The sequence below is a fragment of the Streptomyces sp. NPDC001100 genome (assembly GCF_053598575.1).
The window spans coordinates 48648-72339 of the sequence record NZ_JBSFKO010000044.1 but is presented as its reverse complement, the minus strand read 5'-3'; the positions used below and the strand labels follow the sequence as shown (position 1 = coordinate 72339).

20 protein-coding genes are annotated in these 23692 nt (G+C 71.8%); 11 read left to right on the top strand and 9 right to left on the bottom strand.

Translation table 11 applies throughout. The features are described 5' to 3' along the window. Positions 1-20 precede the first annotated feature (20 nt). From ACWDEW_RS41615 to ACWDEW_RS41605, 3 genes are all read left to right on the top strand, one after another. Positions 21-2240, top strand: coding sequence for an NADP-dependent isocitrate dehydrogenase (locus tag ACWDEW_RS41615; protein ID WP_450520457.1), 2220 nt, complete (start codon positions 21-23; stop codon positions 2238-2240). Between the two features lie 164 nt (positions 2241-2404). Next, positions 2405-3217, top strand: coding sequence for an N-formylglutamate amidohydrolase (locus ACWDEW_RS41610; RefSeq protein ID WP_450520455.1), 813 nt, complete (start codon positions 2405-2407; stop codon positions 3215-3217). A gap of 57 nt (positions 3218-3274) precedes the next feature. Beyond that, a complete protein-coding gene (locus ACWDEW_RS41605; RefSeq protein ID WP_450520453.1) occupies positions 3275-4501 on the top strand; it encodes a cytochrome P450 in 1227 nt (408 codons plus the stop codon). A gap of 61 nt (positions 4502-4562) precedes the next feature. Here ACWDEW_RS41605 and ACWDEW_RS41600 read toward each other — a convergent pair whose 3' ends face one another. Genes ACWDEW_RS41600 through ACWDEW_RS41590 form a run of 3 tightly spaced genes read right to left on the bottom strand, consistent with a single transcriptional unit; the run spans position 4563 to position 7182 of the window. Further along, positions 4563-5114 carry a hypothetical protein gene (locus tag ACWDEW_RS41600; RefSeq protein WP_450520451.1) on the bottom strand — a complete coding sequence of 184 codons (552 nt, stop codon included), beginning with the start codon at positions 5112-5114 and terminating at the stop codon, positions 4563-4565. Then, on the bottom strand, positions 5111-5749 hold the full coding sequence (locus tag ACWDEW_RS41595; RefSeq protein WP_450520449.1) for an RNA polymerase sigma factor: 639 nt from the start codon (positions 5747-5749) through the stop codon (positions 5111-5113). Before ACWDEW_RS41595 ends, ACWDEW_RS41600 begins: the two co-directional genes overlap by 4 nt. Further along, entirely contained in the window at positions 5746-7182 is a 1437-nt protein-coding gene (locus ACWDEW_RS41590) for a S8/S53 family peptidase (RefSeq protein ID WP_450520447.1), read from the bottom strand. Before ACWDEW_RS41590 ends, ACWDEW_RS41595 begins: the two co-directional genes overlap by 4 nt. Positions 7183-7291: 109 nt before the next feature. Here ACWDEW_RS41590 and ACWDEW_RS41585 point away from each other — a divergent pair, with 109 nt between their 5' ends. Next, positions 7292-9895 (top strand): CHAT domain-containing protein, encoded by a 2604-nt coding sequence (locus tag ACWDEW_RS41585; protein WP_450520445.1) that lies wholly within the window; start codon positions 7292-7294, stop codon positions 9893-9895. A gap of 212 nt (positions 9896-10107) precedes the next feature. Here ACWDEW_RS41585 and ACWDEW_RS41580 read toward each other — a convergent pair whose 3' ends face one another. After that, positions 10108-11988 (bottom strand): LuxR family transcriptional regulator AbsR2, encoded by a 1881-nt coding sequence (locus tag ACWDEW_RS41580; RefSeq protein ID WP_450520443.1) that lies wholly within the window; start codon positions 11986-11988, stop codon positions 10108-10110. A 97-nt stretch (positions 11989-12085) separates the two neighbouring features. Here ACWDEW_RS41580 and absR1 point away from each other — a divergent pair, with 97 nt between their 5' ends. Continuing rightward, entirely contained in the window at positions 12086-13183 is a 1098-nt protein-coding gene (gene absR1 / locus ACWDEW_RS41575) for a beta-glucuronidase AbsR1 (RefSeq protein WP_450520441.1), read from the top strand. 115 nt (positions 13184-13298) lie between these two features. Here the strand turns inward: absR1 and ACWDEW_RS41570 are convergent, their stop codons facing one another. Further along, complete coding sequence (locus ACWDEW_RS41570) at positions 13299-14183, bottom strand: sulfurtransferase (RefSeq protein WP_450520439.1); 885 nt, start codon at positions 14181-14183, stop codon at positions 13299-13301. A 384-nt stretch (positions 14184-14567) separates the two neighbouring features. On the opposite strand from ACWDEW_RS41570, the gene ACWDEW_RS41565 reads away from it, so the two are divergent. From ACWDEW_RS41565 to ACWDEW_RS41545, 5 genes are all read left to right on the top strand, one after another. After that, the gene (locus ACWDEW_RS41565) at positions 14568-15488 is read left to right on the top strand and encodes an ABC transporter substrate-binding protein (RefSeq protein WP_450520437.1); all 921 of its coding nucleotides are present in this window, start codon (positions 14568-14570) and stop codon (positions 15486-15488) included. A 129-nt stretch (positions 15489-15617) separates the two neighbouring features. Next, on the top strand, positions 15618-16646 hold the full coding sequence (locus ACWDEW_RS41560) for an ABC transporter substrate-binding protein (RefSeq protein WP_450520435.1): 1029 nt from the start codon (positions 15618-15620) through the stop codon (positions 16644-16646). Then, positions 16643-17416 (top strand): ABC transporter permease, encoded by a 774-nt coding sequence (locus ACWDEW_RS41555; protein WP_450520433.1) that lies wholly within the window; start codon positions 16643-16645, stop codon positions 17414-17416. Before ACWDEW_RS41560 ends, ACWDEW_RS41555 begins: the two co-directional genes overlap by 4 nt. Further along, positions 17413-18174 (top strand): ABC transporter ATP-binding protein, encoded by a 762-nt coding sequence (locus ACWDEW_RS41550; protein WP_450520431.1) that lies wholly within the window; start codon positions 17413-17415, stop codon positions 18172-18174. The genes ACWDEW_RS41555 and ACWDEW_RS41550 overlap by 4 nt, the downstream gene beginning before the upstream one ends. Continuing rightward, positions 18171-19256 carry a phosphotransferase enzyme family protein gene (locus ACWDEW_RS41545; RefSeq protein ID WP_450520429.1) on the top strand — a complete coding sequence of 362 codons (1086 nt, stop codon included), beginning with the start codon at positions 18171-18173 and terminating at the stop codon, positions 19254-19256. Before ACWDEW_RS41550 ends, ACWDEW_RS41545 begins: the two co-directional genes overlap by 4 nt. Here the strand turns inward: ACWDEW_RS41545 and ACWDEW_RS41540 are convergent. Continuing rightward, positions 19231-19680, bottom strand: coding sequence for an N-acetyltransferase family protein (locus ACWDEW_RS41540; RefSeq protein WP_450520480.1), 450 nt, complete (start codon positions 19678-19680; stop codon positions 19231-19233). The two genes, ACWDEW_RS41545 and ACWDEW_RS41540, sit on opposite strands and share 26 nt — an antisense overlap. Positions 19681-19729: 49 nt before the next feature. On the opposite strand from ACWDEW_RS41540, the gene ACWDEW_RS41535 reads away from it, so the two are divergent. Further along, entirely contained in the window at positions 19730-20104 is a 375-nt protein-coding gene (locus tag ACWDEW_RS41535; protein ID WP_450520427.1) for a hypothetical protein, read from the top strand. Here ACWDEW_RS41535 and ACWDEW_RS41530 read toward each other — a convergent pair. The 3 genes from ACWDEW_RS41530 to ACWDEW_RS41520 are packed head-to-tail and all read right to left on the bottom strand — an operon-like array spanning position 20083 to position 23673. Beyond that, positions 20083-21219: an LLM class flavin-dependent oxidoreductase gene (locus ACWDEW_RS41530; RefSeq protein ID WP_450520425.1), complete on the bottom strand. Its 1137-nt coding sequence runs from the start codon at positions 21217-21219 to the stop codon at positions 20083-20085. The genes ACWDEW_RS41535 and ACWDEW_RS41530 overlap by 22 nt on opposite strands. Continuing rightward, complete coding sequence (locus tag ACWDEW_RS41525; protein ID WP_450520423.1) at positions 21212-22303, bottom strand: LLM class flavin-dependent oxidoreductase; 1092 nt, start codon at positions 22301-22303, stop codon at positions 21212-21214. Before ACWDEW_RS41525 ends, ACWDEW_RS41530 begins: the two co-directional genes overlap by 8 nt. Next, on the bottom strand, positions 22300-23673 hold the full coding sequence (locus ACWDEW_RS41520) for an NtaA/DmoA family FMN-dependent monooxygenase (RefSeq protein ID WP_450520421.1): 1374 nt from the start codon (positions 23671-23673) through the stop codon (positions 22300-22302). The genes ACWDEW_RS41525 and ACWDEW_RS41520 overlap by 4 nt, the downstream gene beginning before the upstream one ends. Positions 23674-23692 lie beyond the last annotated feature (19 nt).

Below are 23692 nucleotides of genomic sequence, written 5' to 3'. Positions count from 1 at the left end.
AGACGTGGAGCGGAGCACCGGTGACTGACTCGACCATCATCTATACGCACACTGACGAGGCCCCGGCCCTGGCGACGTATTCCTTCCTGCCGGTGGTCCAGGCGTACGCCTCGCAGGCGGGTGTCGCCGTGACCACGCGGGACATCTCGCTGGCCGGGCGCATCATCGCCGTGTTCCCGGAGTACCTCACCGAGGACCAGCGGATCCCGGACGCCCTGCACGAGCTGGGCGAACTGGCGAAGACGCCCGAGGCCAACATCATCAAGCTGCCGAACATCTCGGCGTCCATCCCGCAGCTCAAGGCCGCCGTGGCCGAGCTCCAGGAGCAGGGCTACGCGCTGCCGAACTACCCGGACGACCCGAAGACCGACGAGGAGCGGGACATCCAGTCCCGCTACGACAAGATCAAGGGCTCCGCGGTCAACCCGGTCCTGCGCGAGGGCAACTCCGACCGGCGCGCCCCCGCCTCGGTCAAGAACTACGCGAAGACCCACCCGCACCGCATGGGTGCCTGGTCTTCGGACTCCAAGACCAATGTCGCCACCATGGGCGAGAACGACTTCCGCTCCACCGAGAAGTCCGTGACGATCACCGAGGCCGGTGCGCTGCGCATCGAGCTGGTCGCCGAGGACGGCACCACCACCGTGCTGCGCGAGTCCGTACCCGTCCTCAAGGACGAGGTCGTCGACGCCTCCGTGCTGCACGTCGCCGAGCTGCGTGAGTTCCTCACCGCGCAGATCGCCCGCGCCAAGGCCGAGGACATCCTGTTCTCCGTGCACCTCAAGGCGACGATGATGAAGGTCTCCGACCCGATCATCTTCGGCCACGTGGTCCGCGCCTTCTTCCCGAAGACCTTCGAGCAGTACGGCGCCACGCTCGCCGCGGCCGGTCTCTCCCCGAACGACGGGCTCGGCGGCATCCTCAAGGGCCTGGCCGCGCTGCCCGAGGGCGACGCGATCAAGGCGTCCTTCGACGCGGAGATCGCCGAGGGCCCCGCGCTCGCGATGGTCGACTCCGACAAGGGCATCACCAACCTGCACGTGCCGTCCGACGTGATCGTCGACGCCTCGATGCCGGCCATGATCCGCACCTCCGGCCACATGTGGGGCCCGGACGGCGCGGAGGCGGACACCCTCGCGGTGCTCCCGGACTCCTCCTACTCCGGCGTCTACCAGGCCGTCCTCGACGACTGCCGCGCCCACGGCGCCTACGACCCGTCCACCATGGGTTCGGTGCCCAACGTCGGTCTGATGGCGCAGAAGGCCGAGGAGTACGGCTCTCACGACAAGACCTTCGAGGTCAAGGCGGCCGGTACGGTCCGCCTCGTCGACCAGGCCGGCAACGTCGTCCTGGAGCAGACGGTCGCCAAGGGTGACATCTTCCGCGCCTGCCAGACCAAGGACGCCCCGATCAAGGACTGGGTGAAGCTGGCCGTCACGCGCGCGCGTGCCACCGGCAACCCGGCGGTGTTCTGGCTCGACGAGACCCGTGCGCACGACGCGCAGCTGATCGCCAAGGTCAAGGCGTACCTGCCGGAGCACGACACCGAGGGCCTGGACATCCGGATCCTCGCCCCCGTCGAGGCGACCAAGCTGTCGGTGGAGCGCATCCGCCGCGGCGAGGACACCATCTCGGTGACCGGCAACGTGCTGCGCGACTACCTGACCGACCTCTTCCCCATCCTGGAGCTGGGCACCAGCGCCAAGATGCTGTCGGTGGTCCCGCTGATGGCGGGCGGCGGCCTCTTCGAGACGGGCGCCGGCGGTTCCGCGCCGAAGCACGTCCAGCAGCTCGTCAAGGAGAACTACCTGCGCTGGGACTCGCTCGGTGAGTTCTTCGCGCTGGTCCCCTCCCTGGAGCAGTACGCGACGTTCACCGGCAACGCCCGCGCCAAGGTCCTCGCCGACACCCTCGACCGCGCCACGGCGACCTTCCTCAACGAGGACAAGTCGCCGACCCGTCGCGTCGGCGGCATCGACAACCGCGGCAGCCACTTCTACCTCTCCCTGTACTGGGCGCAGGAGCTGGCCGCGCAGACCGAGGACGCGGACCTCGCGAAGGCCTTCGCCTCGCTCGCCGAGACCCTCGCGGGCGCCGAGCAGCAGATCATCGAGGAGCTGGGCGCGGTCCAGGGCAGCCCGGCCGACATCGGCGGCTACTACCAGCCCGACCCGGCCAAGGCCGCGAAGGTCATGCGCCCGTCGACGACGTGGAACGAGGCACTGGCTTCCCTGAGCTGACGCACGGGGCCTTCCAGAGCACCTGCGCCTGTCTCTCCGCCCCGGCCGGGGTCCCCTCCGGCCGGGGCGGCTGCGTTCTCCCACGCTCTCCCCCGGTTCGTGATCGTCGCTGCCGATACCTTGATCCTGCACCCCGCCACTGACCCCGCCTCCGGGAGCCGCCCGTGACCCCCTCCGCGCCGTCCCCCGGCCCCTCCTTCGAACTGCTGCCCGGCGCCGCCGACTCGCCCGTGATCCTCCACGTCCCGCATTCCGCGCGGGAGATACCGGACGACGTCCGCGCGGACGTCGTGCTGGACGATCCGGCGCTGGTGCGCGAGCTGGACCACATCACGGACAGTCACACGGCCCGGATCGCCGAGGAGGCGGCACGCGCGTGTGCCGTCCGTCCGTGGCGGTTCGTGAACCGGCTGTCCCGGCTGGTCGTCGATCCGGAGCGGTTCCCGGACGAGCGGGAGGAGATGCTCGCCGTGGGCATGGGCGCGGTCTACACCCGCACCACCCACCGCGCCGAGCTGCGGCCCGCGGACCACGACCCCGAGCCGCTGATCGACCGCTACTTCCGCCCGTACGCCCGGGCCATGACGGAGGCCGTCGCCGACCGGCTGGCCGCGACCGGCCGGGCCGTCGTCGTCGACGTGCACTCCTACCCGACCGCCCCGCTCCCCTACGAACTGCACGGCACCGGCCCCCGGCCGCCCGTCTGCCTGGGCACGGACGCCTTCCACACCCCGCCCGCACTGCTGGCGGCGGCGCGCGAGGCGTTCGCGGAGTGTGGGGAGATCGGCGTCAACAGCCCGTTCATCGGGACCTACGTGCCGCTGGAGTTCTACGGCAAGGAGCCGGCCGTGGGCGCGCTGATGGTGGAACTGCGCCGGGACACGTACATGACGGAGCCCGGAGGGCCGCCCGACGGAGCCGCGATCGCGCGGCTCGCCACGGCGCTGGCGGCGCTCATCGCCGCCGTGGCGGGCTGACCTCCGGCTGGAGCACTCCCGCAGGACAGGCGGGCGGGGGCGTACGAGGGTGGACGCATGACCGAGGAGACCACCACGCTGACCAGCCAGGCCCCGCAGCCTCCCGTGCGGGACTGGCCCCCGATCGATCTGACCGGGACCGACTTCGACCCGGTCCTCGCGGAGCTGATGCGCGAGGGTCCGCTGAACCGGATCCGGCTGCCGCACGGTGAGGGCTGGGCGTGGCTGGCCACCCGCTACGACGACGTGAAGATGATCACCAATGATCCGCGGTTCGGCCGTGCGGAGGTGACGACCCGTCAAGTGACGCGTATGGCACCGCACTTCAAGCCGCGCCCGGGGTCACTGGCGTTCGCCGACCAGCCGGACCACAACCGGCTGCGCAAGCCGGTCGCCGGCGCGTTCACGGTCGGTGCGATGAAGCGCCTGCGGCCCCGGGCGCAGGCGCTGCTCGACCCGCTGGTGGACGGGGTCGCGGCGGACGGGCCGCCGGCGGATCTGATCGAGCGGGTCCTGGAGCCCTTCCCGCTCGCGGTCGTCAGCGAGGTCATGGGGGTGCCCGAGGAGAACCGCGAGCAGGTGCACTCCTGGACCCGGCAGATCATCTCCACCTCCGGTGGCGCCGAGGCCGCGGACCGGGCCAAGAACGGCATGTACGCGTGGATCACCGACACCATCCGTGCCCGCGCCGACAGCGACGGCACCGATGTGTACTCGCTGCTGGGCACCGCCGTGGCCCGGGGCGACATCAGCGAGCAGGAGGCCGTGGGCCTCGCGGGTCCGCTGCAGATCGGCGGGGAGGCGGTCACCCACAACTGCGGCCAGATGCTGTACCTGATGCTCACCCGCCCCGAGCTGCTGGAGCGCCTGCGGGCTCAACCGGAGTGCCGGGAGGCCGCGTTGGACGAACTCCTCCGCTACATCCCGCACCGCTCCTCCGTCGGGCTGGCCCGGATCGCTCTGGAGGACGTCGAGTTGCACGGCCTGCGCATCAGCGCGGGCGACCCGGTCTATGTCTCCTACCTCGCCGCCAACCGCGACCCGGACGTGTTCCCCGACCCGGACCGCATCGACGTCGACCGCGATCCCAACCCGCATCTGGCCCTGGGCAACGGCCCGCACTACTGCACCGGTGCCGTGCTGGCCCGGCTGCAGACCGAACTCCTCGTCGACACCCTGCTGGACCGGCTGCCCGGGCTTCGGCTGGCCGTACCCGCCGAGGAGATCGTCTGGCGCCGGAAGACGATGATCCGGGGTCCGCAGACCCTGCCGGTGACCTGGTAGGGCGCTGGGCCCTGGTGCGCGAGGAAGGAGTGTCCCGCTCTCCTTCCTCGCGCACCGTCGGTCATGCCCGCAGCCACTCCGTGACGACCACCTCCCCGCCGGTCCGCAGCCGTAGCGCGAAGGGACCGGCCGGGGGTACGTCGCTGGTGAAACGGCCCATGGAATCGGCCGTGAGGGTGGTGGGGCGCAGTGCCCGCAAGCCGTTCAGGACCTCGATGCCGGCCGGCTGGGGCGGCATCACCTGACCCATCAGGCCCTCGCTCGTGACTTCCACGTCGACGCTGAGCTCGCCCGCCGTGAAGGTCAGCATGCGCGGTACGTCCAGGGCTCCCCTGACCGGGATGGCGTCGACCAGGGAGTCGAAGGTCAACTCGGCGAGCCGGGCGTCCATGTCGTACAACGCGTACGCGTCCATGGCGACTTGGCGCAGTTCGGCGGGGACCGGGTCCAGGATGGCTGCCGCCTGGCGCAGCTCCTCCTCAAGGAGGGCCTCGTCGAACTCCGCGCCGTCGTCGTCCTGTTCGCCCTGCCGGTCGTCGAACTCCTCGTCGTCGAAGGGGTCCTGGCCGAAGGCGTCGAACGGGTCGGGACCGTCGCCGTACATGCCGTTCACAGCGCCTCCCCGGCGTCCAGTCGGGCCCGCAGCCGGCGCAGACAGCGCTGGCGCATGGGTCCGATACTGCCCACGGCGATACCCAGACCCGCGGACACCTCCTGATAGCTCGGTGGCGGCGAGGCCATCAGGACGCGCAGCAACTGCCTGCACCGCTCGCCCAGTCCGGCGAACTCCTGCCACAGCCTGCGGATGCGCTCGGCCTCGGAGGCCGCCTCCTCGGAGTCGAGGACCGACTGCTCTGGGGTGCGCTCCTCGCTGACGCGGTCGAGGAGTTGGGGATCGTCCGTGGGCATGAGCCGCCGCAGTCCCTTGATCACCTTCAGGCACTCGTTGCGCGCGGTGCTCGCCAGCCAGGAACCTGCCTTGTCGGGTTCCCGGATCCGGCCCAGATGCTGGGCGAAGCGGAACCACACGGTCTGGTACACCTCGCCGCCGTCGGCGTCGGAGAGCCGGTGGGCACGGACCACCGACCAGACCAGTGGGCTGAGCCCCTCCACGAGCGCCTTCCAGGCCGCCGCGTCGCCGTCGACCGCCGAGCGGACGAGCGCGCCGACTTCTGCACGTTCCACGGTGCCACCCCTCGTGTACGGCATGTCATCGTACGCCGTGGAGGGGAGGGTTCCGGCCCTCATGCCGGAGCGGAGAGCGGCACGACGGGGACCGGGCGCCAGGTGGGCGGGCGCAGCGCCGGTACATGCGCCCCGCGCACTTCGGCGTACTCGGTGTTGGCCGCGAGGAGTTGGGTCCGGGCGGCGCGCGCGTCGCTCTCCTTGTTCGCGGTCATGTGGGCGGCGACCAGGCCTGCGGCGACGGGGGTGGCGAACGAGGTCCCGCTCCAGTGCGCGAACCCCTCGAACATCACCTGGTCGGGCTTGCCGGCCGAGGTGTCGCCCTGCTGGCTCAACACCCCTGTGTGGGTGGGGTATTGGCAGGTGCAGGAGTAGGTGAAGCCGAACCGGCAGGCGTCGTAGGTGCTGTGCTGGTAGGTGTAGGGCGTGGGTGCGTCGAAGCCGGTGAGGGGGCCGACGAGCCGCTCGCCGGGGGCGTAGGCCTTGACCCAGGCGCCGTGGTTGCTGAAGCAGGCGCCGTGCTCGCCGTCGCCGCGCAGTGCGCCGACCGAGAGGACGACGTCCCGGTAGTCGGGCAGGTCGGCGTAGGCGGCGGGCCAGAAGGGGGTGGCACTGGCGTTGTTGCCGGCCGCGGCGACGAGCAGGGTGCGCTGTCCGCGCAGCGCCTGCATGAAGCCCTCGACGCCGAGGAGGCCGTCGGTGCGGCCGTTGGTGGTGCCGGCGGAGAGGCTGATGATGTCGGGCCAGCCGTTCTGGTCGACGGCGGCGAACAGGGCCTCGCCGAAGTCGGATTCGAGGATGGCGCCCGCGTCGTTGAGGGTGTTGCGGACGGTCACCTCGGTGTTGGGCGAGACGGCCGCGACGAGTCCGGCGATGAACGTGCCGTGGCCTACGTACTGTTGGAGCACTCCCGCCGCGTCGGTCTCCTTGATCTGCGGGTCGCCCTGGACGTGGGCCAGCAGCGGGTAGGACCGGTAGTCGTGCATGAGTCCGGTGTCGATGACGAGGACGCCGACGGCGGTGTCCGCGTCGTAACCGACTTCCGCGGGCGCGGGGTTGGCGCCCTGGGTGAGCGGGGCGGGCACGGGTTCGTCGCCGGGACAGGCGTTCACGGCGATCGACACGACGTGGTTGCGGCTGACGAGTCGCCGTCCGGCGCGGCCCTCCGGCTCGCGCAGGGCGCGCAGCGCGTTGGCCACGGCGCGGTCGCCGCGCCGGTCGCCGTGGGCGGGGTCGCCGACCTGGATGCGGGTGATGCCGGACCGGTTGGTCTCGGGTCCGGCCCGGCGGACGGAGTCGGCGGTGAGGCCGGTGGCCTCGGTGAAGTGGGTGCGCACGGTGTCCTCGACGAGGCGGGCCTCCTCGCCGTCGCGGGCGAGCACGACGCCCTTCTCGTAGAAGAACTCGGCGGAGTCGTCCGGTCCCATCGCGAGGGGGATGTCGGGCATCGAGCGCTGGATCTGGTCGAACTGCTCGTGGAATCGCTGTGGTGCCATGGCGTGTCCTCCCACTGGGGCGGCGGTCGTCAATCAGAGCCCGCGGGCCGTTACTTGATACAGCGCCAAACGCGTGTGGTGTGCACCGGGGGCCACTAGCATGCGAGGAGTGACAGCGGATGGCGACCCGGTTCTCGAACTGCTGCCGATGGTGTTCGCGGCTCCGAGCGAGGCGCTGGCCGGTGCGCGGGAGGTCCTCGACGGCGATCCGACGCCGTTCCAGGCCTCCGTGGCCCACCATGTGATCGGTATCTGGCAGCGTGACTTCGGCGATCTCCGGCTCGCGCTCAAGCATCTGCGGCGCGCCCGTGACCTGGCGGCGCGCGCGGAGTCGGCGGAGCGGGAGGCGGACGTCCTCGGCACGCTCGGGGTGGCGCTGGTGCACGCGGGCCGCACCCGGCAGGGGCTGGCGGCCTTCGAGCGGGGCATCGCGTGCGGCAGCGGGCAGACCCGGGCGCGCGTCCTGTTCCGGCGGGCCTACGTCTGGTGGGTGCTGGGCCGGCACAAGGAGGCGCTGGACGACGTACGGCGGGCGATCCCCGTGCTGCGGCAGACGGACGACGTCATCTGGACGGCGCGGGCGCTGACTCTGCGGGCGACCGTACATCTGGCGCTCGGCGCGGTGGACCGGGCGCACGCCGACTTCACGGCGGCCGAGCGGCTGTGGGAGACCACCGGCCAGGAGCACGACAAGGCCGACGCGGTGGAGAGCCGGGGCCTGGCCGCGTTCCGCTCGGGCGACATCCCGGTGGCGCTCCAACTCCTCGACGAGGCCGAGGAGATGTACGCCAAGCTGACCACCCCCACCTTCATGCTCACCATCCGCCGCTGCGAGGTGCTGCTGAGCGCGGGCCTGGCCGCGGAGGCGCTGGCCCAGGCGGACACGGCGATCGGGCTGCTGGACGGCATCGGCGGGCAGTCCACCCGCAAGGCGGAACTGCTGCTCGTGGCCGCCCGGGCGGCGCGGCTCGCGGACGATCCGTCCACGGCGATCGCGCGCGCGGCCGTGGCGGTACGGCTGTTCGCCGCACAGCGCCGCACCTGGTGGCAGACGCATGCCCAACTGGTGCTGATCGAGGCGAGGTTGGCGGCCGGTCGGGCCTCAGGGCGGCTGGTCGCGGACGCCGCCGCGGTGGCTGGCCGGCTGGCCGCGTTCGGCTCGCCGTCGGCGCCGGAGGCCGCGCTGCTCGCGGGCCGGATCGCGCTGGCGCTGGGCTGGACGGCGGACGCGGAACGGCACTTGGCGGTGGCCGCCCGCAGCAGACGCGCCGGGCCGCCGCTGGCCCGGATGACCGGCTGGGCGGCGCAGGCGCTGCGCGCCGAGGCCGCCGGTTCGGGACGCGGGGTCCTGGAGGCCTGCCGGCGCGGGCTCGACGTCCTGGACGACCACCGTACGACCCTGGGCGCCTCGGAGTTGCGGGCCCGGGCCACCGCGCAGGGCGCGGAGCTGGCGGCGCTCGCGCAGCGGGCGAGCCTCGACTCCGGTGGTCCACGGCGGCTGTTGGCGTGGAGCGAGCGCTGGCGGGCGACCGCGCTGTCCACCCCGCCCGCCCGGCCGCCCGCCGACCCGGCCCTGCTGAGCGGTCTGACGGCGTTCCGTGAGATCGCCGCCCGCGCGGAGGAGGCCCGGATGGAGGGCCACCCGGTGCCGGCCCTGGAACGCGAACAGCGGCGCCTGGAACGGGAGATCCGCTCCCGCACCCTCCACATGCGCGGCGACTCCCCCGGCGAGGGCGAACGTTTCGACCCGACTCGGCTGCTGGCACGCCTCGGTGAGGGGCGGCTGGTGGAACTCGCCGTGGTCGACGGGCGGGTGCACGCCCTGCTGTGCGGCCAGGGGCGGGTCCGGCGGTTCGAGGCGGGCCTGCTCTCGGAGGCGATGGCCGAGGCGGAACACGTGCAGGCGGGACTGCGGCGGCTGGCGCACCCCGGGGCGGAGGCCAGGCTGCCGGTGGTGGAGGCGGCGGGCCGGCGCCTGGAGGAACTCCTCCTGGGTGAGGCGGCCCAACATCTCGGCCCGGGGCCGGTGGTGGTGGTCCCGCCGGGCCGACTCCACCGGGTTCCCTGGGCGTTGCTGCCCGCGCTGCGCGAGCGGGTGCTCAGTGTGTCGCCGTCGGCGGGCAGTTGGCTGCGCGCCCTGGACACCCGGCCACCGCCCGGCGGGCGGCATGTCCTGGTGCGCGGGCCCGGCCTCGCGACCGACGGCGCCGAAGTCCCGGCCCTGGCCGACCGCTACGGCATGCCCACGGTCCTGGAGCACGACGACGCCGAAGTCCCGCGCGTGCTGGCCGAGTTGGATGGCGCGACGCTGGCCCATATCGCCGCGCACGGCACGTTCCGAGCGGACAGTCCCCTGTTCTCGGCCCTTCGCATGGCCGACGGCCCGCTCATCGTGCACGACTTCGAACGCCTCGCCCGCAGCCCGTACCGGATCATCCTCTCCAGCTGCGACACGGCCCGCCTGGCCCCGGTGGGCGCGGACGAACTCCTCGGCCTGGTGACGGCGTTGCTCCCGCTGGGCACGGCGGGAGTGGTGGCCAGCAGCGCGCCCGTCAGCGACGCCGCCGTGGTCCCGCTGATGCTCGCCCTGCACAAGGGCCTCGACGCGGGCCTCTCTCTGGCGGAGGCCCTGCGCGACGCCCGGGCCGCGCTGCCGGGGGACGCGATGCACCAGGCGACGGGGTGGGCGTTCACGGCGTTCGGAGCGGCCTGACCCACCCGGGTGGCTCGGCCACTGCGGTACGGGGGCACGAGGCGGTCCGTGAGGTGCCCGGCGTGGCCGACCGCCCTCGTTCGGCCACCCGCGCAGGCGGGTCGAGCGCGACCGGATCGGTGCACGCGTCGAAGAAGCTCCGGGCGCCGATCCGCCGGGCCGAGCCCGAGCCGTCGGCCTCACGGATCAGACACGGCTCGGCAGGCCACCCGTCACGCGGACTGCGCCGTCGGCAGTTCCACCAGCCACGGCAGCGCGCCGCGGTCGCTCGCGCCGAGGCGGGTGTAGGCGCTGTAGAGGTGGTTGCCGACGGTGCGGACCGAGAGGGTGAGGCGCTCGGCGATCTGCCGGTTGCTGAGGCCCGCGGCGGCGAGCGTGACGATCTGCCGCTGGCGGGCGGTGAGTTCACCGAGCACCAGTCCGGACAGCGCCGGGGTGCGGGCGCCCTGGCAGCGGCGGGCCAGCGCGACCGCGCGGGTGCGGGACACGCGGGCGGCGCGCGGGTCGCGGTGGACCCGTACGGCCTGGGCGTGCGCCTCGGCCGCGAACAGCAGGAACCCGCGCTGCTCCAGCTCCCCCGCCACCCGGTCCAGCGCGGGCCCGTCGCCGTCGACCAGCGCCTCGGCGTGCCGCGCCAGCACGGCCGGTCCGTCGCCGGGCAGCCGCGCCAGCCGGCCGGCCACCCGTTCGGGAGCTCCCAGGCGTACGGCGTCGTAGAGGGCGTACGCGGCGGGCCTTCCCTCCTCGACAGCACCCCCGCCGCGCCGGTCGGGCGCCACCGCCTCGGCCACGGTCTCGCGGGCCGTCTCCACATCGCCCCGGGCCGCGGCCAGCCAGCCGCTCGCGGGGCGGTGGGCCAGGGTCTCGCCGGTGTCCGGGACATCGCCCGACTGGGCGGCGGCCAGGGCGAGTTCGGCCCCGCAGGCGCGGTCCGCCGGGGTCTCCCGCAGCCCCTCCCGTGCCCAGGCCGCGGCCTCGCGCAGTTCGCCGCGCAGCCTCGCGAACCGGGCGCGTACGGCCGCGTATCCGGCCGGTACCGGTGCGCCCTCGGCCACCAGCCACTCCCCCACCGGCGTCGGCAGCGGCCGTACGTCGGTCCGGTCGATGCGGTCGGTGAGCGCGGCCCGTTCGGCCGCGAGGGCCGGGACGCACTGGTCGGGGGTGCGGGCCAGGCGGCGGGCCCGGAGCCGGCCGGCGGCGGCGCGCAGCGCGGGACCGTGCAGGGGGTGGGTGAGGTGGACGGCGCCCCGGTCGTCGACGTGGATCAGGCCCTCGGCCTCCAGGCGTTCGAGGATGTCGAGGTCGAAGTCGTCCAGTGAGGATGCCAACGGCTCGGCGAAGGCCAGGCGTTCGAGGCTCTCGCGCTCGTCGAGGCTGCCGCGGGCCAGGACCTGCGCGGTGCGTTCACGGACCGTCGCCGTGACCGGCACGGGGCCGCGCCAGGCCCACTCGTCGGTGTCCGCGGCCCGGATCAGCAACCCGCGCTCGCGCACCGCGCCGAACAGGTCGCGCAGCAGGCGCAGATCGCCTTGGCAGAGGTGGTGGAGGCGGTTCACGGTGAGGGGTTCCAGCGGGCCGCCGGCGCCCGCGGCGAGCAGCTGGGCGATCTCCTCGCGGGGCAGCGGCTCCAGCGCGAGGCGCGGCAGCAGTTCGCCCGTCCAGAGGCGGGACACCGCGCCGGGTACCGGTGAGCCGTCGGCCACCACGACGATCAGGCGGGTCCGACCGTGGACGGCGAGCTGGTGGACGAGGGCGGCCGAGGAGTCGTCGAGGAGGTGGGCGTCGTCGACGAGCAACAGCCGCGTGCCGGACAGGAGTTGGACCGCTCGGTGCAGGGAGACGCTCTCGGGCAGCAGGTGGGCGAACGCGGCGAAGGGCAGCGCCCGGGTCTCGGGCGTCCCGGTGATCCGGGCGCAGTCGCCGCCCCTGACGGCCTCGGTGACCAGCCTGGTCTTGCCCCGGCCGGCCGCGCCGGTGACCACGATGCCGTGCCGTCCTGCCGTCAACGACCTGCGGATCAGTTCGAGTTCGTCCTCCCGGCCGGTGAACGGCCAGGGCAGTTCGAGGGTCTTCGCGTCCTGTTCGAAAGTCATCACGCAGATATGAGTCGGGCTACTCACGCCTGATACAGGGTGACTTGAGTAGCCCTCGACTCAGGCGCCCGGGCACGGTCACCGGCACTCTGGTCGCATGACCGCTCGCTACTGCTCCCTCGCGCAGCAGCCGGCCCCGGAGTTCGGACCGGGACTGGCCGCGGAGCGGCGCGGTGCGCTCGTCGGCGGCAGCCGGATGTGGGTCAACGGCACGGTCCTGCACTACTACTTCTTCGACGTCGACAACTCCGCCGCCGCCGACACGTCCGTCATCCCGGTGCCCGGGACCGGCGAGCTGCGGCGGGTGCCGTGGGCCGGTGCGAAGGAGCAGCAGGACGTCGTACGCGAATGCTTCCGGGAGTGGCGGGGGCTCGGCATCGGTGTCGACTTCGCCGAGGTCACCGACCGTTCGGAGGCGGAGCTGCGCATCGGGTTCCAGGCCGGTGACGGCTCCTGGTCGGCGGTGGGGCGCGACGCGCTCACGGTCGGTCTGGGCGACCGCACGATGAACTTCGGCTGGGACCTGACCGCGCCCGGGCAGCGCGGCACGGCACTGCACGAGATCGGGCACGCGCTGGGCATGCTGCACGAGCACCAGAGCCCGTTCGCCGGGATCCACTGGGACGACGAGGCCGTGTACGCCGAGCTGGCGAGCCCGCCGAACTTCTGGAGCCGGGACAAGACCCTGTTCAACATCCTGCGCAAACTGGACCCCGACGAGGTGAACAGCTCCGTCTGGGACCCGCAGTCGATCATGGAGTACCCGTTCGCGTCGGGCCTGGTCCTGGAGCCGGAGGAGTACCGCACGGGTCTGCACCCGCACGGTGGCCTCTCCTCCTCGGACAAGGAGTTCGTGCTGCGCTGGTACCCGCCCGTCGGGCCGCCGCGGCCGGCCGAGCTGGTGCCGTTCCGCTCGGCGCCACTGCGGCTGGGACCGGGCGAGCAGGCCGACTTCACGATCGAGCCGACCCAGACGCGCGAGTACGCCGTCGGCGCCTTCGGGGACAGCGACACGGTCGTCGTGGTCTTCGAGGAACGGGACGGCGAACCGCGCTTCCTCGCCGGGCAGGACGACGGGGGCACCCCGCACAACGCAACGCTCAAGGTCAGGCTCGTCAAGGGCCGCCGCTACTTCGTCCGTGTGCGCCTGTACTCCACGTGGGGGTCGGGGGACACCGCGGTGATGTGCTGGTAACAGCACGGGTACAGCCGCACGCGGGCGGACGGACCACGGTCCGGCGCCGGGGGAAGCGGCCGGGGAAACGTCACCTTCGGGGGAGGGAGACGTTTCCTCGGCCACGCCACTGTGTTCAGCCGCCCAACTCCAGTGGCCGGGCAGGGTCCTTGGACCACTCCTCAAGCGAACCGTCGTACACGGACACGTCCGTACGGCCGAGCAGGGTGAGCGCGAGTGCGGCGCCCGCGGCCGAGATCCCGCCGCCGCAGTACAGGACGACCGGTGAGTCGTCGGTGTCGAGGACGGCTCCGATCCTGGCGGCGAGTTCCTCGGCCGGCAGGACGCGTCCGGTCTCGTCGAGAAGACCCCGTCCCGGGAGGCTGCGGCTGCCGGGGATGTGTCCGCGGCGGCTGTAGCGGGTGGGCGCGGAGCCGTCGTAGCCGCCGGGCGGCAGTGCGCAGACCAGGGTGCCGGGGCGCTCGCCGCGGCTGATGGCGGCCACGTCCTCGATCCCGGACCACAGATCCGGTCGTACGACGGGTGTCACGGGGCGGACGACCGGAGCCGGGTCGGTGTCGTCGCCGGAGACGAGCGGGCGGCCGGCCGCCTCCCACGCTTCGAGACCGCCGTCCAGCACGGCCGCCGGTACGCCGATCGCCCGGAGCATCCACCACAGGCGGGCCGCCCAGATGGCGCCGCCGCTGTCGTACGTGACGACCTCGACGCCCTCCCCCACGCCCAGCCGGGCCAGCACGGCGACGAGCATGCCGGGAGTCGGCACGGCGAAGTGGTACGGCGCGTCGTGGTCGGAGAGATCGCCGGTCAGGTCGGCGTGCCGTGATCCGGGCAGGTGCCGCTCGGCCCAGGTCCCATGCCCGCTCGCGGAGCGGTAGTCCCCGTCCTCGCGGGGTGAGGGCAGCAGCGCGGTGGCGTCGAGGACGACCAGCCGGGGGTCGTCGAGATGCGCGGCGAGCCAGGTGTCGTCGACCAGGGGGCCGGGCAGCAGGGAGGTGGTCATGGCGGCCGATCGTACGCCCGCCACCTGGGCGTCTCATTCCTCGGGCATGACTGTCCCAAATCCCGGACCGCGCTTGCACAGAATCCGGGTGGTGCGGTTATCGTTCGGCCATCTACGCGGGAGCCCCTACCCGGTTGGGCTGAGAGGGCGTCTGGGACCGGCTCGTCGAGAGTCCGGCCCCCACGGGGACGCCGACCGCACCACTCGCGCCTCAGCGCCCGCGTAGGAGTTCACGTGTCTTCAGCAGTCGAGCCCCAGCACCCGGTGGTCAACTCCCCGGCGCGCCGCTCCTGTTGTTGTCGCATGCACTGATCCACCGCCTCCGCGCACCCCTCCCCCTCATTTCAGGCGCCGTCACGCCTGCGCACCTCCCGGAGCACCCCCATGCCATACATACGGGTCATGCTGGACTATTTCCACCCATGGCCGAATTCAGCCGGTCTGTACGTCGCCCGCGCCCGCCGCTGGTACGCCGAGGCCGGTCTGGACGTCGAGCTGGTGGTCCAGGATCCGGGACGCGGGGACACCCTCGAATATCTGGCCCGGGGCGAGGTGGACTTCGGGATCTTCCCGCCGAACCGCCTCCTGGCCCGGCGGGCGGAGCACGGCCAGCCGCTGATCGCCGTGTCCGCGATCAACCACCGGGGCCTGGAGGCCGTCCAGACCACCACCTCGACAGGCATCACCCGCCCCCGCGACCTCGCCGGCCGCCGTATCGCCTACAACCCGACCCCGCGCGGCCGGGCCATGGTGCGCCATCTGGTGGCAGCCGACGGCGGCGACCCGGACGCCGTGATCGGGATCGACGCCGGTGCGCGCGAGCTGACCGTGGACGACATCGCGGCGGGCGAGGCCGACGCCACCTTCGGGAACTACTGGTCCTGGGACGCCCTGCGCGGCGATCTGCCCGAGGAGCAGCGGCTGACCTGGCCGGTCGACGAGATCGGCGCCCCGCGCTACCACAGCTATCTGCTCGGCACGAACGAGGCGCTGCTCGCCGAACACCCCTCCCTGGTACGGAACTTCCTCGCCGTCACGGCCCGCGGCTACGCTTCGGCGGCCCAAGAGCCGGACGCCACACTGGAGTTGCTGGAGCACGTCATCCCGTACTTCCCGCGCCCGCTGATCGCCCGCTCCTTGGCCCTGATAGCGCCCACCTGGACGGACGCCGACGGCCGTTGGGGCGTGATCGACGAGGGACGCATGGGCCCGTACGCGCACTGGCTCGCCGAGAACGGCGCGATACCGGACGACCGGGACTGGGCGAAGTCCTTCACCAACGGCCTGCTGGACGTGGCCACATGAGAGCCCTGGCCTGCCAGGCACGGTCGCTGACCCGGCGGCTGGCCGTCGACTTCATGCGGGTGGGCAGCGCGCTGTGTCGGCCCTGACCGGACCGACCCGCCAGCCCTCCCACCCCTCGAAGGACCCGACATGCATCGCCGTACCGCCCTGTCCGTCATGGCCGCGACCGCCCTCCTCGCCGTCACCGGCTGCTCCGCCGACTCCACGGCCGCCGCGAAGGACGGCACCACGACCGTCACCCTCGCCCTGGACTGGACACCCAACACGAACCACACCGGCGTCTACGTCGCCCAGGCCAAGGGCTGGTTCAAGGCCGCCGGGATCAACCTGAAGATCGTGCCGTACGGCTCGACCGCGCCCGAGACCCTGATCGCCAACCACAAGGCGGACTTCGGCATCTCCTACCAGGAGGGCATCACCACCGCCCGGGCCGCCGGCCAGGACATCACCTCCGTCTATGCCGTGACGCAGAAGACCGACGTGACGATCGCCGTGCGCGCCGACCGCAGCGACATCACCTCGCCGAAGGGCCTGGACGGCAAGACCTACGCCGGTTTCGGCGCCCCGTACGAGAAGCCGCTGCTGCGGAAGGTGATCCAGAACGCGGGCGGCAAGGGCGACTTCAAGCAGGTCACCCTCAACACCTCGGCGTACCAGGCGCTCTACGCGGGCAAGGCGGACTTCGCGATGCCGATGCCGACCTGGGAGGGCCTGGAGGCGGAGCTGAACGGCAAGCCGCTCAAGAACTTCCAGCTCTCCGACTACGGCTTCCCGGCCGTCTACTCGACGCTCGTCGCGTCCTCGGACCAGTTCCTGACGAAGAACCCCGAGCTCGCGAAGAAGTTCCTCGCGGCCGTCGACAAGGGCTACCGCTACGCCGCCGAACACCCTTCCCAGGCAGCCGACTTGCTCATCTCGGCGAACAAGAGCGTGCTCACCAACACCAAGCTGGTCCAGGAGAGCGAGGCGCTGCTCGCCAAGGAGTACTACAAGGGCACGAACGGCTCGATCGGCACACAGAGCGCGGAGCGCTGGCAGGCATTCGCGGACTTCGAGTACAAGGCGGGCCTGCTCGTGGACGCCAACGGCAAGAAGCTCACCTCCGCCCCGAAGGCCTCGGCGTTCTTCACCAACGCCTACCTCCCGGACGCCAAGTGAGGCCGCTCCTGCGGTCGTTGTGGCCGCCGCTCCTCGTCCTGGCCGTGCTCCTCGGCGGCTGGCAGCTCTACGTCGCCGCCGCCGGCGTCGATCCGACGACGCTCCCCTCCCCCACCAGGGTCGTGGAGCAGGGCTGGCTGAACCGCCAGGACCTGTGGGACCAGACGCTGCCCACCCTCCAGGAGACGCTGCTCGGTTTCGCGCTGTCGTTCGCGGCGGCCTGGCTGGTGGCCGTCCTCCTCGACTTCTCCTCGGCCGCTCGCAGGGGCCTGTACCCGCTGCTCGTCGCCTCGCAGACCATCCCGGTCGTGGCCGTCGCGCCGCTGCTGATCATCTGGTTCGGCTTCGGGCTGCTGCCGAAGATGCTGGTGGTGACGCTGACGACGTTCTTCCCGCTCGCCGCCAACCTCGCGGCGGGCTTCGCGGCGACCGACCGCGAGGCGATGCGGCTGCTGCGCTCGCTGGGCGCGGGCCGGTGGCGGACGTTCCGGCTGGTCCGGGTGCCGAGCGCGATGCCGTACTTCTTCGCCGGGCTCCGCGTGAGCATCACCTACGCCGTCGTCGGCGCCGTCTTCGCCGAGTACGCGGGTGCGGAGGCGGGTCTCGGGATCTACATGCAGGCGCAGAAGAGCGCGTTCCGTACGGACCTGGTGTTCGCGGCGGTCGCGGTGACGGCCGCGCTGAGCATCGCCCTGTTCGGTGCGACCTACCTGCTGCAACGGCTGGTACTCCCGTGGGAACGGGCGTTGAAGGAGGACAGGTCGTCATGAGCAGTCTGCGTATCGAGGGCGTCGGAAAGTCCTTCGGCTCCCTGGAGGTCCTGCGGGATCTCGAACTCTCCGTGGAACAGGGCGAGTTCGCGGCCGTCATCGGCCCGAGCGGCAGCGGCAAGAGCACGTTGTTCAACCTGGTCTCCGGCCTTGACCGCCCCACGTCGGGCCAGGTGCTGGTGGAGGGCGAACCGGCCGGAGTGGAGTCCGGCAAGGTCGCCTACATGCCGCAGAAGGACCTCCTCTTCCCCTGGAGGACCGTGCTCGACAACACGGCACTGGGCCTTGAGGCGCAGGGAGTCGGGAAGAAGGAAGCCCGGCGCCGGGCCGACGCCCTGTTCGCGGACTTCGGCCTCGACGGCTTCCAGAAGGCGTACCCGTCCCAACTCAGCGGCGGTATGCGGCAACGCGCGGCCCTGCTGCGCACGGTCGTCCTGGAACGACCGGTCCTCCTGCTCGACGAACCCTTCGGAGCGCTCGACTCCCTCACCCGCACCGACATGCAACTGTGGCTGGCCGGCATGTGGCAGCGCCACCGCTGGACGGTCGTCCTGGTCACCCACGACATCCGCGAGGCGGTCCTCCTCGCGGACACGGTCCACGTCCTGTCCCCGCGCCCGGCCACGATCGTCGACCACGTCGAGGTCCCGCTCACCCGCCCGCGCGGCGCCGACGACTTCACCAACCCGGACTTCGCCGCGACCGAGCGCCGCGTCCTGGACGCCCTGCGCGGCACAACGGCGGTGAGAACAGCGTGAGTTCACACCTCGCCCACGGCCTGGGCACCGACCCGGTCGCCCCCGACTGGCCGCCCCTGACGGACACCGAGGTGACCGACATCGTGGGCCCGGCCCAGGTGATCTGGCGCAGCCCACGCCCCCTGTCGGCGGCGGCCGTGGTGGAACAGGACGGACGCCGCGTGTTCGTGAAACGCCACCATGTCACCGTCCGCACGGTCGAGGGCCTGACCGAGGAACACGCCTTCCTACGGCATCTACGGCGGCGCGGCGCACCCGTGGTCGAGGTGCTGGACGCGGCGGCGCGCGGCGAGTGGACGTACGAGGTGCACTCGACCGGCACCGGCACGGACCTCTACCGCGATGCCCTGTCCTGGTCCCCGTTCAACACCTCCGCCCACGCGCGCGCGGCGGGTGAGGCGCTGGCCCGCCTGCACCTCGCGGCCGAGGGCTTCGACGCACCGCGCCGCCAAGCGCAGCCGCTGGTCGCGTCGTTCACGGTGTTCGCCTCGGCAGACCCGCAGACGGAGCTGGAGCGCCATGTGGAGGAGCGCCCCCACCTGGCAAAGGGGCTGGCTGAGTTCCCGTGGCGCGAGGACACCCGACGGGTCCTGCTCCCACTGCACGAGGAACTGGCCCCGCACCTTCAGGGGTTGGATCCCTTGTGGACCCACAACGACTGGCACGCCTCCAACCTCCTCTGGAACGAGGACGGTTCGGTCGCCACAGCGCTGGACTTCGGCATGAGCGACCGCACTACGGCCGTGCACGACCTGGCCACCGCCATCGAACGCAACACGGTCCAGTGGCTCCAGCCCGGCTTCCCGGTCCGTGAGCAGGACGCGCTCGCGCTCCTGGACGGCTACCGGTCCGTACGCCCGCTCAGCCCCACCGAGTCGAAGGCGCTCCCCGCGCTACTCCCCCTGGTCCACGCCGAGTTCGCGCTCTCCGAGCTGGGCTACTTCCACGGTGTGACGCGATCGGCCGAGAACACCCGGCTGGCGTACGAGTACTACGTGGGGCACGCGGAGTGGTTCGCCGGGGAGGGCGGACGGCGGCTGCTGGACCGGTGCGGCGCTAGCGGGACGCCGGCTCACGGGTGAAGACGACACGGGGGCGGCCCGGCCCGTCGTAGTCCTCGACCACCCGCGCGTCGAAGCCGAGGGTGCGGTGGAAGGCGATCGAACCCTCGTTGGTGACCGAGGTGATGGCCTTGAGGCGGACCGCGCCCTGCCGTTCGGCGGCCTCTGTGAACGCGGTGTAGAGGCTGCGGCCGAGACCGGTGCCGCGGGCGTCGTCCCGGGTCGCGATCAGGTGCACGTATCCGGTGTGGTCCGGCGTGACGAACCCGAAGAGGTACCCACGGATGCCGTCGTCGGCCCTGGCGACCAGACAGGTGGACCCGAACTCCTGCACCAGCGCGGTGAGATGGAGCGCGCGAAGGTCACGCTCTCCCCAGTAGCGTGCGTGGTCCTCCAAGACCTGGTGGAGGTCGGTGACATCGGCAGGTTCGATACGGACGTCCATGGCATCGATCATGACAGAGAGCCGTACGGAGTCGAGAAGGAGACAGGTCATGATCACGGGTTACGTTCTCGGCGAGAGCCTGCGCCCCGGTGCCGTGTTCGCACCGCACGGGCTGCGTATCCGGAAGGTCGAGCGGGTCGACAACTCGGCGAGTGCGACGGCCGGGCAGCCCGACGCCTGGACGTTCATCGAGTGGGAGACCGACGACGACAGCGCCTCGGGTCCGATCGCGGAAGGCCTTGCCGCCGCGCTGGAGCCGGCCAATGGCTGGTACGCCGACTTCACTGTCGGCGATGAACGGGTCGTCGTCTTCGCGGGGAAAGTGTTCCGCTATCGGCGCGGCGACGAAGCGGGCCGCGCCGAAGCGGTCGCGTACGGGCGTTCGGTGGGGACCCCGGAGCATCAGCTCGACTGGGAGGAGTGACCCCGGCGGCGCCATTCTTCCGCGAGGAGTTCGTACGAGCGCACCCGGTCCGTGTGGTCGTGGGTGATGGTGGTGATGAGCAACTCGTCGGCACCGACCGCCTCTTGGAGTTGTTCCAGTCGGTCGGCGACCCGGGCGGGTGAGCCGACGAACTGGGTATCGATGCGATCCTGGACGAGTTCGCGGTCCTCGTCGGTCCAGACGTGGGCGCGGGCCTCGTCGGGGGTCGGGAACTTGATGGCGCCCTCCGCCGTACGGATGGAGCGCACCCACAGGCCGTAGCCGGTGGCGAGTTCGCGTGCCGTGTCGTCGTCCTCGGCGACGACGACGTCGGCGGAGACGCTGAGGTACGGCTTGTCGAGGACGTCGGAGGGCTGGAAGGCGGCGCGGTATCCGTCCGCCGCCTCAAGGACGCTGGCGGGGCTGACGTGGTAATTCGCCGCGAAGCGGAGGCCGTTGCGGCCCGCGACCTCTGCGCTGGTGCCCCCGCTGCTGCCCAGGATCCACAGCTCCAGGTCGGCGCCCTCGCCCGGAACGACGTGGGCCTCGACGCCCTCCGGGGAGTGGTAGGTGCCGGCCAGCAGTGCGAGGACGTCGTCGATCTGCTCGCCGTACTCCTGGGACTCGGCCTTGGGCAGCAGGAGCAGTTTGCGCTGGAGCGCGATCCGGGGTGAGCCGAGGAGGAACTCGAAGGAGAAACGGGGCGGGATGTGCAGGCCGTTGGGGGCCCGGCCGTCGACGATCGGGGTCGACGAGGGCAGCGGGGGTGACGGTCGGCCGCCCGAGCGGCCCAGGCCCAGGTCGAAGCGGCCCGGGTGCAGCGCGTCGAGCAGGCCGAACTCCTCGACCGTGGACAGCGCGGTGCGGTGGCCGAGCTGGACGGCGCCGGAGCCGAGCCGGATGGTGGAGGTCGCGGACGCCGTCAGCGCCAGGACCACCGCGGGGGACGTGCCCGCGACCCCGGGGTTGAGGTGGTGCTCGGCGAACCAGTAGCGGGCGTACCCGAACTCCTCGGCTCTGCGCGCGAGTTCGATGGAGTTGCGCAGGGCCTCGGGTGCGGTGGAGCCGGAGGAGATCGGGACCAGGTCGAGGACGCCGAGAGGAATGTCAGGCATGCGCGGGCTCCTCGGTGGTGGACGCCTCCGGAAGTACCGGGCCCCAGTCGAACGGCGGGTCCGGGATGTCCTTGCGCAGCACGGGAGCCACCGCCGACCCGAACAGCTCCAGCGAGTCACGGTGCTGACGGTCTGTCAAGCCGCTTGCGTCCGCGTGCAGATGGAGCACGGTGTGCCCGAACTGCTCGTGGTGGCGGTGCACCTTGTCGATGACCTGCTGGGGGCTGCCGATCAGCGCGGAGCTGCGCTCGACGAAGTCCTCCAGGGTCTCGAAGACGATGGGCAGGCCCACCTGCTTCTGGAAGGCCAGGTTGCTCTCGAAGATCGGACGGTAGACGGCCAGCGCCTCCTGGGTGGTGGGTGCCACGTAGAGGCCTGCGGTTCCGGCGCCCACCGCGATGTCCGCCGGGTCGTGGCCGTAGTGCTCCCACCGCTCCCGGTAGTGGCGGATCAACTCGGCATACGGCTCCATGGGGTTGGTGACGTTCGCGGAGAACAGCGGATCGCCGTAGCGGGCGGCCAGGTCGACGCTCTCCTTGCTGATGGCGCTGCCGTGCCAGACCCGGATCGGCTGCTGGTAGGGCCGCGGCCACACCTCCGCGTCCTTCAACTCCGGGCGGAACCGGGTCTTCGCCGTCACCTTGTCCTGCCGCCAGAGCTGCCGGAACACCTCGTAGCTCTCGGCGTTGCGCTCCCACTGGTCCTCGGGCGTGACGTGGAACAGCTCACGCTGGGCGGTGCCGTTGCCCTTGCCGATGATCAGGTCCAGGCGTCCGTTGGAGAGATGGTCCAGCGTCGCGTAGTCCTCGTAGGCCCGGACCGGGTCGAGGAGGCTCAGCGTGGTGACCGCCGTGAAGAGGCGGATGCGGCGGGTGAGCGCGGCGACGTGGCTGAGGACCACGGTCGGCGAGGAGGAGATGAAGGGCCGCTCGTGCCGCTCCCCCACGCCGAAGCCGTCGAGGCCCAACTCCTCGGCCAGCAGCGCGTTTTCGAGGACCTCACGGAATCGCTCGTGGGTCGGCTTCTGGATGCCGGTGACCGGGTCGGGGCGGTGGACGATGAGGGTGATCGCGAGGAACTTCACGACGCCGCCCGGTCCTCGCGCACCTCGTCGGGGTGGGCGAGGCCGAGGTGGTCGCGGAGGGTCGGACCCTCGTAGTCGGCGCGGAAGACGCCCTGTTCCTGGAGGAGCGGGACCACCTTGTCGGCGAAGGGGTCGAGGCCGGTCGGGGTGATGTGCGGGACGAGGATGAAGCCGTCGCTGGCGTCGGCCTGCACGAAGTCGTTGATGGTCTTCGCGACGGTGGCCGGGGAGCCGATGAAGGCCTGGCGGTTGCCGGTCTCGATGACCAGGTCGCGGATGGACCAGTTGTTGGCGGCGGCCCGCTCGCGCCACTCGCGGGCGGTGGCCAACGGGTCGCGGTACATGCGGACTTGGGCACGGCCCTTGGAGATGTGGTTGTCGCTGACGTCCGGGTCGATGTCGGGGAGCGGGCCGTCGGGGTCGTAGGAGGAGAGGTCCCGGTTCCAGACGAACTCCAGATGCTTGATGGCGGTGGCGCCGCTGACCTGCTGGCGGCGCACCTCCTTCGCGAGGTCCTCGGCCTCGGCGTCGGTGTCGCCGAGTACGAAGGTCGCGGCCGGGAGGATCAGCAACTGGTCCGACCTGCGGCCGTACTTGGCGAGGCGGGACTTGACGTCGGTGTAGAAGGCCTGGCCCTCGGTGAGGGTGCTGTACCGGCTGAAGATGGCGTCGGCGGAGGAGGCCGCGAACTCTCGGCCCTCGTCGGAGTCGCCGGCCTGGAAGATGACCGGCCGGCCCTGCGGGGAGCGCGGGACGTTGAACTGGCCGTGGATGTCGAAGTGTTGGCCCTGGTGGACGAAGGCTCCGGCCTTGGCGTCGCTCAGGAAGGTGCCGGTGGCCTGGTCGGCCACGATCTCGTCGCCGTGCCAGGAGTCGAAGAGTTCGTTGGTGGTGGCGAGGAACTCCTTGGCCCGGGAGTAGCGCTCGTCCTGCGGCAGGAAGCCGCCGCGGCGGAAGTTCTCGCCGGTGAACGCGTCCCAGGAGGTGACCACGTTCCAGGCGGCGCGGCCGTCGGAGAGGTGGTCGAGGCTGGCGAACTGGCGGGCCACCTCGTAGGGCTCGTTGAAGGTGGAGTTGATGGTGCCGGTCAGGCCGAGGTGTTCGGTGACGGCGGCGAGCGCAGCGAGGATCGTGAAGGTGTCGGGGCGGCCTACCACGTCCAAGTCGTAGATCTTGCCGCCCTGTTCGCGCAGCCGCAGGCCCTCGGCGAGGAAGAGGAAGTCGAACTTGGCGCGCTCGGCGGTCTTCGCGAAGTGTGCGAAGGAGCTGAACTCGATGTGGCTGCCGGCCGCGGGATCGCTCCACACGGTGGTGTTGTTGACACCGGGGAAGTGGGCGGCCAGGTGGATCTGCTTCAGGGGCTTGCTCATGTCGTACGGTCCCTCCGGC

Bases quoted from the DNA above. Each gene is read 5' to 3' on its own strand.
- ACWDEW_RS41605 (WP_450520453.1), top strand. From the start codon at position 3,275: ATGACCGAGGAGACCACCACGCTGACCAGCCAGGCCCCGCAGCCTCCC.
- ACWDEW_RS41595 (WP_450520449.1), bottom strand. From the start codon at position 5,749: ATGAGGGCCGGAACCCTCCCCTCCACGGCGTACGATGACATGCCGTAC.
- ACWDEW_RS41590 (WP_450520447.1), bottom strand. From the start codon at position 7,182: ATGGCACCACAGCGATTCCACGAGCAGTTCGACCAGATCCAGCGCTCG.
- ACWDEW_RS41580 (WP_450520443.1), bottom strand. From the start codon at position 11,988: ATGACTTTCGAACAGGACGCGAAGACCCTCGAACTGCCCTGGCCGTTC.
- absR1 (WP_450520441.1), top strand. From the start codon at position 12,086: ATGACCGCTCGCTACTGCTCCCTCGCGCAGCAGCCGGCCCCGGAGTTC.
- ACWDEW_RS41570 (WP_450520439.1), bottom strand. From the start codon at position 14,183: ATGACCACCTCCCTGCTGCCCGGCCCCCTGGTCGACGACACCTGGCTC.
- ACWDEW_RS41565 (WP_450520437.1), top strand. From the start codon at position 14,568: ATGCCATACATACGGGTCATGCTGGACTATTTCCACCCATGGCCGAAT.
- ACWDEW_RS41560 (WP_450520435.1), top strand. From the start codon at position 15,618: ATGCATCGCCGTACCGCCCTGTCCGTCATGGCCGCGACCGCCCTCCTC.
- ACWDEW_RS41550 (WP_450520431.1), top strand. From the start codon at position 17,413: ATGAGCAGTCTGCGTATCGAGGGCGTCGGAAAGTCCTTCGGCTCCCTG.
- ACWDEW_RS41540 (WP_450520480.1), bottom strand. From the start codon at position 19,680: ATGGACGTCCGTATCGAACCTGCCGATGTCACCGACCTCCACCAGGTC.
- ACWDEW_RS41535 (WP_450520427.1), top strand. From the start codon at position 19,730: ATGATCACGGGTTACGTTCTCGGCGAGAGCCTGCGCCCCGGTGCCGTG.
- ACWDEW_RS41530 (WP_450520425.1), bottom strand. From the start codon at position 21,219: ATGCCTGACATTCCTCTCGGCGTCCTCGACCTGGTCCCGATCTCCTCC.
- ACWDEW_RS41520 (WP_450520421.1), bottom strand. From the start codon at position 23,673: ATGAGCAAGCCCCTGAAGCAGATCCACCTGGCCGCCCACTTCCCCGGT.